Origin of the sequence: Lapillicoccus sp. (genome assembly GCF_046595215.1) — a bacterium.
In the GTDB taxonomy this organism is placed as follows: Bacteria; Actinomycetota; Actinomycetes; order Actinomycetales; family Dermatophilaceae; genus Lapillicoccus.
Genome location: NZ_JBKJPP010000208.1, coordinates 1 through 12931, shown reverse-complemented (window position 1 = coordinate 12931; position 12931 = coordinate 1). Strand labels below are relative to the sequence as shown.

Sequence of the window (12931 nt, the reverse complement as noted above, 5' to 3'; positions counted from 1 at the left end):
TCGCGCACACTCACCCTGGCTCAGTATCGGCCAGCCTTGATGGTAACCGGAGCCGGTGGACACATGTCCTACACATCTGCGATGCGCTCACGCCGATACCAACGGCGCGCCGACAGTTGGTCTTGAGCCGTCAGGCGACAAACCTCGGGAAAGGACTCCTCTTGCTCACTCGCCGCATGAAGCTACGCCTCGGCTCCACCGCCTCCATCGCCCTCGCCGCGCTGACGATGAGCGCCACGTCCGCCAACGCCGGACTGCTCGTCGATGCTGCCGAATCGTGCGACCAACAGTCGCTCTCGCAGCCGTTCAAGCCGTGGCTGGACTTCGCCAACTACACGCCGCTGGGCGGCGGGGACTTCGAGTCCGCCGCTGCCGGCTGGACGCTGAGCGGAGGCGCCGCGGTGGCGAGCGGCAACGAGACCTTCTACGTCGCCGGCGCGGGCGACGCCTCCTCGCTGTCGGTCCCCGCCGGCGCCGTGGCGACGAGCCCCGTGATCTGCGTCGGCATCGAGCATCCGACCATCCGCTTCTTCGCCAAGCGCACCGCGGTCGGCCCGCTCGGCCAGGGCTCGCTGCGCGTCGACGTGCTGTTCGAGAACAACCTCGGCGTCGTGAGCAGCCTGTCGATCGGCACGGTCGGCACGACGGCCGGCGTCTGGCAGCCGACGGTGCCGATGACGGTCATCGCGAACCTCCTGCCGCTGCTGTCCGGCGATCACACCGCCGTCGCCTTCCGCTTCACCGCGCAGCTTGGCGGGAGCTTCTCGATCGACGACATCCAGGTCGACCCGTACCAGCGCAAGTAGCGAACGTCTTCCTTGGCAGTACCGCGGGCCGGCCCTCGAGCCGGCCCGTCGCGTTCTCAGCCTCAGCCCGAGCCGCGCGCGCGCCGCGTGCGGGTGCGCTCCTCCTGCTTCTCCACGACGTGCACGATGAGCTTGAGGATCTCCTGGACTCCCGCCGCCTTCGCCTGGCCGTACGTGAACGCCTCGCGCCAGTCGGCGAGATGGGCCTCCTTGGCCATGACGTTGAAGAACGAGCGCGGCATCTGCACCCGCACCCGCGCGTCCTCGCCGATGCCCTTGGTGACGAGCGGCGCAACGTCCTTGCCGCCGAGCTCCACGCGATACATCTGCACGTCGCCGCGACCGCGCAGCTCAACGGCGAAGATGAGCTTCAGCGGAGCGAGCGCGGGCACGTCCTCGATGAAGCGCGCGACAGCGATCTCGATGAGGGTCTTCGCATCTTCGGTGGCGGCCACGGCGAGCAACCCTAGTGCAACGGCGGCATACGGCCGTTCCGGCTTCCAGCGCGCTAGGACAGCGGCTTCATCGGGCCGCCGCGCACGCTCTCCGGCCGGTACTCGACCTTCTCGCAGTTGCGGATCCTGTAGCCCTTCCGGCGCGTGCGCGCGACGTGGTAGATGTCGCGACCGGGCCCGCAGTCCACGAGGCCGCGGCCGTAGTGCACCGAGATCACGTCGTTGCCCCGGCCGGCGTAGATCGTGTCGCGACCCCGCGGCTGAGACGGCCACGAGCGTGGTCAGCTTGACCGTCGGCTAGCTCCGCTGGCCGCCGAAGTCGTCACGAGCGAGTCATGTTCTGGCTGGTGTCCCGGCGAGATCACGCCAGCGATCGAGCCGGGACTCGCCGCCGGATGAAGGCGAAGCATGAAATCTCGGAGTCATTCGTCCATTCGCCCGCACTGGGCGACATGGGGCTCGCGCTAAATCTTGTTGCGCTGTAGGAGCTTTTTGCCGATGACCATGCGCTGGATCTCTGACGTGCCCTCGCCGATGAGGAGCAGGGGCGCATCGCGGTACAGGCGCTCGATCTCGTACTCCTTGGAGTAGCCGTAGCCGCCGTGGATGCGGAAGGAGTCCGCGACCACCTCCGCGCAGTACTCCGACGCGAGGTACTTCGCCATACCCGCCTCGAGGTCGTTGCGCTCGCCGCTGTCCTTGATCCGGGCCGCCTTGACCATCATCTGGTGTGCTGCCTCGACCTTTGTCGCCATGTCGGCGAGCCGGAACATCACCGCCTGGTGCTGGGCGATCGGCTTGCCGAAGGTCTCGCGCTGCTGGGCATAGCGGATGCCCAGCTCGAAGGCCCGGCGCGCGACGCCACAGCCCCGGGCTGCGACGTTGACGCGGCCCACCTCGACCCCGTCCATCATGTGGTAGAAGCCCTTGCCCGCCTCCCCGCCGAGGATCTGCCCGGCCCCGATCCGATACCCCTCGAACACCGCGCCGGTCGAGTCGACGCCCTTGTAGCCCATCTTCTCGATCTTCGGCGGGATGGTGAGGGTGCCCTCGGCCTGTGGACCGAACCCCGCGTCCTTCTCGACGAGAAAGGTCGACATGTTGCGGTAGACGCTGTCCGCCCCGGTGTCGGTCTTGACGAGGACGGCGAGGAAGTTCGAGGTCCCCCCGTTGGTGATCCAGAGCTTCTCGCCGTTGATGACGTAGTCGTCCCCGTCGCGCACCGCCTTGGTCCGGATGGCGGAGACGTCCGACCCGCAGCCGGGCTCGCTCATCGAGAACGAGCCACGCAGCTCACCGGTCGCCATCCGGGGCAGGTACTTCTGCTTCTGCTCCTCAGTCCCGTGCTGGATGAGCATGTAGGCGAGGATGAAGTGGGTGTTGATGATGCCGCTGACCGACATCCAGCCGCGGGCAATCTCCTCCACACAGAGCGCATAGGTCAACAGCGACTCGCCAAGACCGCCGTACTCCTCGGGGATCATCAGCCCGAAGATCCCCATCTCCTTCATCTGCTCGACGATGGCGGTGGGGTACTCGTCCGCGTGCTCGAGCTGCGTGGCCACGGGGAGGATCTGCTCCTCGACGAAGACCCGCACGAGCTTGAGCAGCTCGGTCTGGTCGTCGGTGAGGCCGTCGGTCTGCTGCAGTCGTGCCATGGGTCGTCGCCACCTTTTCGGGTCGTTGCTCGGGGTCCGTGACCCTTCTGCTGAGTATGCCGAGTGCTCACCCGCCGCGGGCCGCGCCGGCCGTGTGAGTCCCACCACCCGCGCACCGCGGCCGAACCTTCTCCAGGTCCCGGTGGGCCGTGCCGGCCATCGCGCCGGACAGGTGGACCCTGACGAGGTGCATTAACCGGTTGCCCGGGTGGGCCCGGTGAGACACGCTGGGAGGCCACTGTCCGGCATACGGCCGAGGCGATCCTGACCGACACGACTCCGAGGAGAGCGACATGTCCATCACTGCTGTGGGTGCTCGTCGCACCCTGTCCCTTCTTTCGACGGAGAACTGTTGTGTCACAGAATTTCATCCACGGCAGAGAGCACCGCTCTCTCGAGTTTGACAGCAACCCCGACGGCCCACCAGAAGGTGATCGGTGGTCATCGTGGGACGGGTCCATGCACGGCCCCAAGCCTCGGCCGGACTGGGTGATCACCGATCTCGGTGCGGTCGAGAGCGACCTCGGCGTCCTCAAGTCGGGCAAGGAGGCCGACATCCACGTCATCCGCCGGTGGGTCCCGGGTGATCCCGCTCGGACGTCCTCCATGGCTGCGAAGCGCTACCGCAGCCACGAGCACCGGATGTTCCACCGCGATGCCGGCTACGTCGAGGGGCGCCGGGTCCGGCGCTCGCGGGAGACACGGGCGATGGCCAGACGGACCCGGTTCGGCAAGGAGCTGCTCAGCGGGCAGTGGGCCTTCGTGGAGTTCGAGACCCTCGGTGCGCTCTGGGACCTGGGCCTGCCGGTCCCCTACCCCGTGCAGTTCAGCGACGACGAGCTGCTCATGGAGTTCATCGGCGACCCCCTCGGTGAGGCTGCTCCGCGACTCGCCCGGACGCGCCCTCCGGCCCACCTCCTGCCCGGGCTCTTCGAGCAGCTGCGCGAGACGATGACAACCCTCGCGGTGCACGGCTGGGCGCACGGTGACCTGTCGCCCTACAACGTCCTGCTCGACGGGGAACGCCTGGTCGTCATCGACTGGCCCCAGATCGTCGACATCATCGGCAACCCGCACGGCCCCGAGTTCCTCGAGCGTGACACCCACAACATGTGCGAGTGGTTCACGCGGCGGGGGTATGCCGTGGACGAGGGGGAGCTGTTCGGCGACCTCATGGCCGCGGCAACGTCACGGTGGTGATCCGGGCTCCCAGCTGCGTCCGGCACGTGGGTGGTCCTGGCGACCACGGTGCCGGGCGCAAGCGGGGGGCATGCCGCCGGCTACGACCCGGTCCCGCGGGCCGCGATGGCTTCGTGGGTGACGAGGACCTTGTGGGCCGTGTCGACGTGCAGGTTCTCGATGAGGCGCCCCCGGTGGGTGGCCACGCCGCGGCCCTGCGCGCGGGCCTGCTCAAAGGCCCCGATGATCGCGCGGGCGTCCTCGACGTCGGCGTCACTCGGGGCGAAGACCCGGTTGGCCCCCTCGACCTGGCCGGGGTGGATAAGGGTCTTGCCGTCGAAGCCCAGCTCCCGGCCCTGGCGGCACTCGGCCTCGAAGCCCTGCCCGTCCGACACGTCGTTGAACACGCCGTCGACAATGGCGGTCCCGGTCGCGCGAGCAGCCAACAGGCACAGCGACAGCCCGGTCAGCAGGGGCGCCCGTCCCGGCACCATCAGGGCCCCGAGCTCCTTGTTGAGGTCGTTGGTGCCCATCACGAGGACGGTCAACCGCTCGGAGGCACCGGCGATCTCCTCGGCGTGCAGCATCGCGCGCGGCGTCTCGACCATCGCCCAGAGCCTGGTGTGCGCCGGGGCCCCGGCCGCCTCCATGGCAGCCACCAGCCGGTGCACGTCCTCGGCCGAGCTGACCTTCGGCACGACGATCGCGTCCGGACCGGCGGGGCTCACGGCGGCGAGGTCCTCCTCGTGCCACTCGGTGTCCATGCCGTTGACCCTGATGGTCAGCTCGCGCTGGCCATAGTCTCCCGATCGCGCTGCAGCACAGGCAGACTCACGCGCGGCCGCCTTGGCGTCGGGAGCCACGGCATCCTCGAGGTCGAGGATCAGGGCGTCCACCGCCAGCGTCTTCGCCTTCTCGAGCGCTCGCTTGTTGGAGCTCGGCAGGTAGAGCACCGAGCGGCGGGGTCGGAACGCGGTCCCGGTGGCGGGGTCCCCCATCAGGCGTCCTCACCCTCGGACCGCGCTGACCCGGCATACGCCTGCGCGAGCTCGGGGTCGAGACGGCCGAGTCGTTCGGCGAGGTCGATGAGCACGAGACACTGCTTGAGGCTCGCGTCGTCCTCCATCCTGCCGTCCAGCATCACTGCTCCGGTGCCGTCCCCCATCGCCTCAACGACGGCTCGGGCGTGGGCCACGTCCTCGGGTGAGGGGCTGAAGACTCGCTTGGCGATGGCGATCTGGGCGGGGTGGAGCGACCAGGCGCCGACGCAGCCGAGGAGGAAGGCGTTGCGGAACTGGTCCTCGCAGGCGACGACGTCCTTGATGTCCCCGAAGGGCCCGTAGAAGGGGTAGATGCCGTTCGCGGCACACGCGTCGACCATCCGCGCGATCGTGTAGTGCCATAGATCCTGTTGATACGTGGGGCGATCGGCGTCGACGTCACCCCCTGGCGGGTCCTGCCGGACGAGGTAGCCGGGGTGGCCGCCACCCACCCGGGTGGTCTTCATCCGGCGTGACGCGGCGAGGTCGGCGGGGCCGAGGGACAGGCCCTGCATCCGCGGGCTGGCACCGCAGATCTCCTCGACGTTGGCAACGCCGCGGGCCGTCTCGAGGATGGCGTGGACGAGGATCGGTCGGGCCAGGCCGGCCCTGGCCTCCAGCTGGGCGAGCAGCCGGTCGACGTAGTGGATGTCCTCCGCGCCCTCGACCTTCGGGACCATGACGACGTCGAGACGATCCCCGATCGCGGGGACGATCATCGTGACGTCGTCGAGGAACCACGGCGAGTCCAAGGAGTTCAGCCGGGTCCAGAACTGGGTGGTGTCACCGAAATCGACGTCTCGACCGATCCGCACCAGTCCCTCGCGGGCGGCGACCTTGTTGTCGGCCTTGACGCCGTCCTCGAGGTTGCCCAGCAGGATGTCGACGGACCCGACCATCGCCGGCACCTTCGCCGCCATCTTCTCGTTGCTGGGGTCGAAGAAGTGGATCACCCTCGACGGGCGCGACGGGATCTCCCGCACCGGGTCGGGAGCGCCCATCGCCAGCGGCGTGAAGAAGTCCTTGGGGTTGCGCATGGGGGGCTCTCCTCGGAAGATGCTTGGGAGCGACGTGGACCGCCACCGAGACCCGCAGCGGGACGACGCACCGGTCCGGGCTGAACCTAGCAGCGGCGCCCCGTGCAGAGTTATGACGCAGTTCACCTCACAGGCACGGTATGCCGCAGGCGCAGCCCACGCTGTCCTGCGGGTCGTCGTCCACGGCCGCCGACCGGAGTCAACTACGCTCGACAGGTGAGCAAGACGAGCGGGTCCAGCCGGGCAGGCGGCACCGAAGACCCCCCTACCGCTCCCACTGCGGCACCGGCTCGCGCACCCACCGTTGACGCTGCGCCGACCAACGTCACGGCGCTCGTGTCCGAGGCGATGACGAAGTCCGGCCTGTTCTGGATCGAGGTCCCCGGCGACCGGGCGTGGCCCGTCTGGCACGCCTGGCTGGACGGCACGGCATACGTCGTCAACGGCCCGGGCGAGCAGCACCTGCCGTGGCTGCCGGAGGAGGTGACCCTCCTGCTGCGCAGCAAGGACACCGGCGGGCGACTGCTGCGGGTCCGAGCCCGGGCCCGCGTGCTCGACGACCGCGAGGAGCCCTGGCGGGTCGCCGTCGAGGCCCTGAAGACCAGCCGCCTCAACGCGACCGGCGACATCGTCGAGCGGTGGCGGGCCCAGTGCGCCGTCACGGCCCTGACCCCGTTCGGCAACCTCGTCGAGGGTCCGGGGACCTACGGCGACGGGTCGGGCGCCGCACCCCCGCCGCCGACGCGGGCGACGACCGCGCGGTGGCGGCCGTGGCACTGGCGCGGCCGGCCCCCACGGCGACGGGGCAACCGCTGAGGGGGAGGCCCCTTCCCGACCCAGCCGGATAGCCTTGCGCCGTGAGCCCCACGATCCGCGTCTTTGTCGCGCGCCTTGCCGGTCTGAGTGTCTTCGACCCGCTCGGCGACCCCGTGGGGCGTGTGCGCGACGTCGTCGTCGCCTTCAGCTCGACGCGGAGCCGGCCGCGCGTCATCGGTCTCGTGGTCGAGGTGGCCCAGCGGCGGCGGGTCTTCGTGCCGATGACACGGGTGACGTCGGTCGATGCCGGGCAGGTCATCACCACGGGTCTGGTGAACATGCGCCGCTTCGAGCAGCGGACCAACGAGACCCTCGTGCTGGCCGAGCTGCTCGAACGACCGGTCAGCGTGCAGTCCCCCGACGAGACGTTCCAGGGCACCGTCGAGGACGTCGCCATGGAGCAGCGCGGCAAGGACTGGTCCATCACCAAGGTGTTCTGCCGCAAGACGTCGAGCACACCCGCCCGCGGCCTGCGCCTCACCCGTCGGCGGGGGGAGACCATCCTCGTCGCGATCGAGGACGTCACCGGGCTGCAGACCCAGAGCGCTGACCAGGGCGCGGCGAAGCTGCTCGAGAACTACGACGACCTGCGGGTGGCCGACCTCGCGGCCATCATCCACGACCTCAGCAAGCAACGACGGGCCGAGGTCGCGGCCGCCCTCGACGACGACAAGCTCGCGGACATCCTCGAGGAGCTGCCCGAGGACGACCAGGTCGAGATCCTCGGCGGCCTCGACACCGGCCGGGCCGCCGACATTCTCGAGGCCATGCAGCCGGATGACGCCGCAGACCTCCTCGCCGAGCTGTCCACCGAACGACAGGAGCAGCTCCTTCAGCTCATGGAGCCCGACGAGGCAGCCCCGCTGCGCCGGCTGCTCACCTACGACGAGAAGACCGCCGGCGGTCTGATGACGACCGAACCGGTCATCCTCGGCCCGGAGGCGACGATCGCCGAGGCGCTCGCGGTCGTGCGCCGTGAGGAGCTCCACCCCGCACTCGCGTCGTGCATCTTCGTCTGCCGCCCGCCCCTGGAGACCCCGACGGGCCGCTACCTCGGGCTCGTCCACATCCAGCGGCTCCTGCGTGAACCGCCTCACTCCTCTGTCGGATCCGTCCTCGACAAGGGCATCGAGCCGATGCCTGCCGACGCGCCGCTCGAGCGCGTGACCCGGATGCTCGCGACCTACAACCTCGTCGCCGTGCCCGTGGTCGACCCCGACGGCCGCTTCCTCGGCGCCGTGACCGTCGACGACGTGCTCGACCACATCCTGCCCGAGGACTGGCGTGAGGACCGGCACGAGGTGACCCATGGCTGAGCGCCCCGACCGGGCACGCCGCCGAGACTCCGGGCTGCGCCTCGACCAGCCCCGCGAGTTCCGGCGACGCTTCCGACCGTCGTCCTCGTTCTCCGAAGAGACCTTCGGCGCGATGAGCGAGAGCTTCGCGCGGCTCATGGGCACGGCGGGCTTCCTGTTGGGCATGACCGTCTTCGTGGGCGTCTGGCTGGCGTGGAACACCTTCAGCCCCGAGCGGCTCCAGTTCGACCCCCGGGCCACCAACTACACCCTCCTCACCCTCATCCTCTCGCTCCAGGCCTCATATGCCGCGCCCCTCATCCTCCTCGCGCAGAACCGTCTGGCCGACCGTGACCGCGTCGCGCTCGAGCAGGACCGGGCCAGGGACGAGCGCAATCTCGCGGACACGGAGTTCCTCACCCGTGAGGTCGCGTCACTGCGCATCGCGTTGCGCGACATGGCGACTCGTGACTTCGTGCGGTCCGAGCTGCGAGGTCTCCTCGACGAGATGGACGAGAGGCGCCTCACCATTACGAGGGCCGAGGAGGCGGACCGGCCCCGACCCATCACGCCGGCGGAGCGGGGTTGACCCACTCCGCGTAGAGTTTCCGGACGCTCTCGGCAGGACGCGGGCGTCGGAGAGGCGCAAGATGGCCGTGGACGCGATGCTGCGACGAGAGGTGTGCTCATGACCGACACGAGTTCGGGGCGGACCCCCGCGCCCGCAGACGGCAGCGACGAGGCCCCGCTCGGTCCGGCCGTCAAGGTCGCCGCCGTCGCAGCGCTCGGCGGGTTCCTGTTCGGCTACGACAGCGCCGTGATCAACGGCGCCGTCAGCGCCATCGAGAAGGTCTTCAGCGTCGAGTCGGCCAGCCTCGGCTTCGCCGTGGCGTCGGCCCTGCTCGGCGCCGCCGCGGGCGCCATCGGCGCGGGCAAGTTCGCCGACCGCTTCGGACGTCTCATGGCGATGCGGCTCGCGGCGGTGCTGTTCCTCGTCAGCGCCCTCGGGGCCGGCTTCGCCCCGTCCCTCTGGATCCTCATCGTCTTTCGTCTCGTCGGTGGCCTCGGGGTGGGCATCGCCTCCGTCATCGCTCCGGCCTATATCGCCGAGATCGCCCCGGCCAGCATCCGGGGACGGCTCGGCTCGTTGCAGCAGCTGGCCATCGTCACGGGCATCTTCATCTCGCTCCTCGTCGACTACCTCTTCGCCTCCTCCGCCGGCGGGTCGACCGAGACCTTCTGGCTAGGCCTGGCCGCCTGGCGGTGGATGTTCCTCGCGATGGCCGTCCCGGCGATCATCTACGGCGTCCTGTCCCTGACGATCCCGGAGTCGCCCCGCCACCTCATCGCGACCTACAAGATCCCCGAAGCCCGTCGCGTCCTCAGGACGATGCTCGGCGGGAAGGGCATCGAGGTGCGCATCCAGCGCATCAAGGAGTCGCTCGAGCACGACAAGCCCCCGTCGTGGGCCGACCTGCGCGCCCCCGGCACGGGTCTGCTGCCCATCGTCTGGGTGGGGATCGCCCTGTCGGTCTTCCAGCAGTTCGTGGGCATCAACGTGATCTTCTACTACTCCAACGTGTTGTGGGAGGCGGTCGGCTTCAGCGAGAGCGACTCCTTCAAGATCACCGTCATCACGGCCGTCGTCAACATCGTCACGACCCTGGTCGCCATTGCCTCGGTCGACCGGTTCGGGCGCAAACCGCTGCTCGTCATCGGCTCGATCGGCATGGCGGTGAGCCTCGGCGTGATGTCGGTGGTCTTCAGCATCGCGCGGACGGTGACCGACGCCGGGGGCCACGTCACCCCGGTGCTCGACGGCGCCCAGGGTCCGATCGCCCTCGTCGCGGCCAACCTCTTCGTCGTGGCGTTCGGGATGTCGTGGGGGCCCGTCGTCTGGGTGTTGCTGGGCGAAAGCTTCCCCAACCGGATCCGCGCCGCGGCGCTGTCCCTGGCCGCCGCCGCCCAGTGGGTGGCCAACTGGCTGATCACGGTGAGTTTCCCCAAGATGAAGGACATCTCGCTCGGCCTGGCCTACGGCTTCTATGCCCTGTGTGCGCTGCTCTCTCTCTTCTTCGTCCTCAAGTGGGTCCAGGAGACCAAGGGCAAGGAGCTCGAGGACATGGGCGAGCAGGCGTTCAGCGGGCACTAGAGCCGCTGGCTCGGTGACCTTCTCCCCCCGGAGGGGCGGATGTCGAGATGCAGCCAAGGTGTCACAAACGCGGTTCGTATGTGTCATAGACGCCGTGTAATCTGTGCGCCGCCTTTCACTACGTCAGGTGATGTCCAGAAGGAGGGCTCTGGAGGGCTCTGGAGGGATCTGCCCCGGGTACCCTGCATGCCAAGGTGAGTTGAGACCAGGGCTCAAAGCAACTCCGCCTTGCAGGGCGAGCAGTTGTTCACCGATGCGCCTGGCCCGGCGCGGAGACGAAAGGATCCAGCGCAGGACCGGATTGACGACGCGGTAGGGACCCTTCGGGGGCTCGACTCGCTCCACCACCAGCTGGATGGGCACGAGCGCGAGCCCAGCAACCAGGGATTTTCCGCGAGGAAGGGACGTGGTGCGGTGGCCGCAGGAACTCACTGGAGTTGTCATCGCGCCGGGACCCTGACGCGAAGATTCGCTCTCAGCCCGCTACAGCCAGGGGGTTGAGGGTGACCTGGTAGCCCATCTGTCGGAGCTGGTTGAGGGCGCGTTGCTTGGTCTTGTCAGGGTTGAGCCTGGTGTAGAAGTCGCCGCCAAGATCGTCGTAGAAGACGCCGTTGGTGATCATGTTCCAGATCGCGATGAGGATCGCGTGCTCGAGCGCGACGATCGCCTTGACCGGTCCACGGCGGGACGCGATCCGGCGGTACTTCGCCGCAAGGTACGTGTCGTGGCTGCGAGCCGCTGACAAAGCCGCGATCCCGAGGGCCCCTTTGAGGTAGGGGTTTCCGGGTCTGGTCTTGGTCGACTTGACCCGGCCGGCGGACTCGTTGCTGCCCGGGCAGGTCCCAGCCCAGGACGCCAGATGCCCAGCCGTCGGGAACCGGCTCATGTCCGCCCCCGTCTCGGCGATGATCACGTCGGCGACCAGGACGCTGATCCCCGGGATCGTGATCATCAGGTCTCGGGCGCCACGAAAGGGCTCGATTACCACCTCGATCCGGGCGGTGAGCTCCTCAACAACGCGGGTGTGCTCATCGATCAGGTCCAGGTGCAACCGGGCCAGGAACCCATGATGTTCACCGAACCGGCCGGTCAAGGCTTCGGTCAGCGCCGGGATCTTGGACCGCAACCTGCGTTTCGCCAACTCCGCGAGCACGACAGGGTCGCGTTGACCGCTGATCAGCGCCTCCAGCATCGCCCGACCCGACACCCCGCTGATGTCAGAGGCCACCGACGACAGTTTGATCCCGGCGTCCTCGAGCAGCTTCTCCAACCGCTGGATCTCCTTGGCCCGTTGGCGCACCACCGTGGTCCGGGTCCGGGTCAGGTCCCGCAACTGCCGGATGGGCTCGGGTGGCACGAACGAGCCACGGACCAACCCGTGCGCGCCCAACTGGGCCAACCAGGCAGCATCGGAGACGTCGCTTTTACGGCCCGGCAGGTTTTTGACGTGCCTGGCGTTGACGAGCAACACCTCGAACGGGCCGTCCTCAAGCAAGTAGTAGAACGGCTTCCAATAGTCCCCGGTGGCCTCCATCACCACCAGCGTGACCGCCTCGGTGATCAGGTGCTCCCGTAACGCCAACACCTGGTTGGTGACCGACCCCCAGGTCGTCACCGTCGAGCGAGCAGCCGCCCGACCACCGCTGGCAACCCGGACACATACCTTCGCGTCCCGCTTGGATACATCCAGCCCCGCGGAACGCGGGTGTAACAGGTCCATCTGGTGTTCCTCCTCCTCAACCCGGTAACGATGACGATGTCCGTCCCGGGGAAGGCAAAGAAAATCCAGAAGTCTGACGCTCGTGCTCGAGGCAACAATCCACGGTTCCCGTGGCAGCCCTCCACCACCATGCTGACCTACAGGCTCACAGGCACTACAGGGGCGTTCGGTGTCCTACCGGAACGGACCACCCCATCGTCCTCGCCAACCCCGGTCCCGGCCAGGGCCCGAAGCGAGACCCCAGCCCCGCGAGAATCTTCGCGAGCCACGGCGAGCCCGAAGGGCTCTAAGATGCTGACCTGCTGATTTTCATCGGCTTGGTATCGCCGGCATCTCACCAAGTTGTCCAATTCCTCAGCATGCGGACGCGCGACTGCTGAATAGCGGTCGCCCGGGGCGGTCGCGGGCGACCCGTATGGGGTGCCTGCGCGTCTTCGCCGGGCGGGTGTACCGGGACACCCTGATGCGCACGCAGGGTTTGACGTGCGGCATCACCGTAGGGCGTTCGGGAATAGAGACGCCCGCGTCGTGGATCTCCCATCGGTTGGCCACGTCAAGGTGACGCAGGACGGGAGGCTGCCTCAGCCTGCTAGTGACCCGCCGAAGATCTGCCAGGCGAGCAGGGACTTCGCCACCAGGCTGAGCACCAGGTAGGTCTTCTCGCCGTAGGCGTAGTCGGTCCACTTGCCGATCCCACGGTACTGGAGCCACTGGTTGAGCCCGAAGCTGAAGAAGAGGATGAGCTGGGTGACAACGATTCCGTAGACAAAGCC

At 68.4% G+C, this 12931-nt stretch carries 12 protein-coding genes and 1 pseudogene; 6 read left to right on the top strand and 7 right to left on the bottom strand.

Going from position 1 to position 12931, the window contains the following annotated elements:
- The first annotated feature begins 176 nt into the window (after positions 1 to 176).
- Positions 177 to 806 (top strand): hypothetical protein, encoded by a 630-nt coding sequence (locus ACLL9L_RS17460; protein ID WP_411285923.1) that lies wholly within the window; start codon positions 177 to 179, stop codon positions 804 to 806.
- Positions 807 to 868: 62 nt separating this feature from the next.
- On the opposite strand, the gene ACLL9L_RS17455 is transcribed toward ACLL9L_RS17460, so the two are convergent.
- From ACLL9L_RS17455 to ACLL9L_RS17445, 3 genes are all read right to left on the bottom strand, one after another.
- Entirely contained in the window at positions 869 to 1261 is a 393-nt protein-coding gene (locus ACLL9L_RS17455; RefSeq protein WP_411285922.1) for a hypothetical protein, read from the bottom strand.
- 53 nt (positions 1262 to 1314) lie between these two features.
- On the bottom strand, positions 1315 to 1479 hold the full coding sequence (locus tag ACLL9L_RS17450) for a hypothetical protein (RefSeq protein WP_411285921.1): 165 nt from the start codon (positions 1477 to 1479) through the stop codon (positions 1315 to 1317).
- A gap of 246 nt (positions 1480 to 1725) precedes the next feature.
- Complete coding sequence (locus tag ACLL9L_RS17445; protein ID WP_411285920.1) at positions 1726 to 2919, bottom strand: acyl-CoA dehydrogenase family protein; 1194 nt, start codon at positions 2917 to 2919, stop codon at positions 1726 to 1728.
- 459 nt (positions 2920 to 3378) lie between these two features.
- Here ACLL9L_RS17445 and ACLL9L_RS17440 point away from each other — a divergent pair, with 459 nt between their 5' ends.
- Positions 3379 to 4119 carry a serine protein kinase RIO gene (locus ACLL9L_RS17440; protein WP_411285919.1) on the top strand — a complete coding sequence of 247 codons (741 nt, stop codon included), beginning with the start codon at positions 3379 to 3381 and terminating at the stop codon, positions 4117 to 4119.
- A gap of 80 nt (positions 4120 to 4199) precedes the next feature.
- On the opposite strand, the gene ACLL9L_RS17435 is transcribed toward ACLL9L_RS17440, so the two are convergent.
- Positions 4200 to 5096, bottom strand: coding sequence for an HpcH/HpaI aldolase/citrate lyase family protein (locus tag ACLL9L_RS17435; RefSeq protein ID WP_411285918.1), 897 nt, complete (start codon positions 5094 to 5096; stop codon positions 4200 to 4202).
- Positions 5096 to 6175, bottom strand: coding sequence for an HpcH/HpaI aldolase/citrate lyase family protein (locus ACLL9L_RS17430; protein WP_411285917.1), 1080 nt, complete (start codon positions 6173 to 6175; stop codon positions 5096 to 5098). Before ACLL9L_RS17430 ends, ACLL9L_RS17435 begins: the two co-directional genes overlap by 1 nt.
- A gap of 216 nt (positions 6176 to 6391) precedes the next feature.
- Here ACLL9L_RS17430 and ACLL9L_RS17425 point away from each other — a divergent pair, with 216 nt between their 5' ends.
- The 4 genes from ACLL9L_RS17425 (at position 6392) to ACLL9L_RS17410 (ending at position 10438) form a co-directional block, all read left to right on the top strand.
- Positions 6392 to 6991 (top strand): hypothetical protein, encoded by a 600-nt coding sequence (locus tag ACLL9L_RS17425; RefSeq protein ID WP_411285916.1) that lies wholly within the window; start codon positions 6392 to 6394, stop codon positions 6989 to 6991.
- A 41-nt stretch (positions 6992 to 7032) separates the two neighbouring features.
- Positions 7033 to 8307 (top strand): magnesium transporter MgtE N-terminal domain-containing protein, encoded by a 1275-nt coding sequence (locus ACLL9L_RS17420; RefSeq protein ID WP_411285915.1) that lies wholly within the window; start codon positions 7033 to 7035, stop codon positions 8305 to 8307.
- Positions 8300 to 8875 (top strand): DUF1003 domain-containing protein, encoded by a 576-nt coding sequence (locus tag ACLL9L_RS17415; protein ID WP_411285914.1) that lies wholly within the window; start codon positions 8300 to 8302, stop codon positions 8873 to 8875. The genes ACLL9L_RS17420 and ACLL9L_RS17415 overlap by 8 nt, the downstream gene beginning before the upstream one ends.
- A gap of 99 nt (positions 8876 to 8974) precedes the next feature.
- The gene (locus ACLL9L_RS17410; protein WP_411285913.1) at positions 8975 to 10438 is read left to right on the top strand and encodes a sugar porter family MFS transporter; all 1464 of its coding nucleotides are present in this window, start codon (positions 8975 to 8977) and stop codon (positions 10436 to 10438) included.
- Between the two features lie 475 nt (positions 10439 to 10913).
- On the opposite strand, the gene ACLL9L_RS17405 is transcribed toward ACLL9L_RS17410, so the two are convergent.
- Both ACLL9L_RS17405 and ACLL9L_RS17400 read right to left on the bottom strand, forming a co-directional pair.
- On the bottom strand, positions 10914 to 12158 hold the full coding sequence (locus ACLL9L_RS17405; RefSeq protein WP_411285912.1) for an IS110 family transposase: 1245 nt from the start codon (positions 12156 to 12158) through the stop codon (positions 10914 to 10916).
- Between the two features lie 581 nt (positions 12159 to 12739).
- Positions 12740 to 12931: pseudogene (locus tag ACLL9L_RS17400) on the bottom strand (hypothetical protein); the annotation flags it as partial.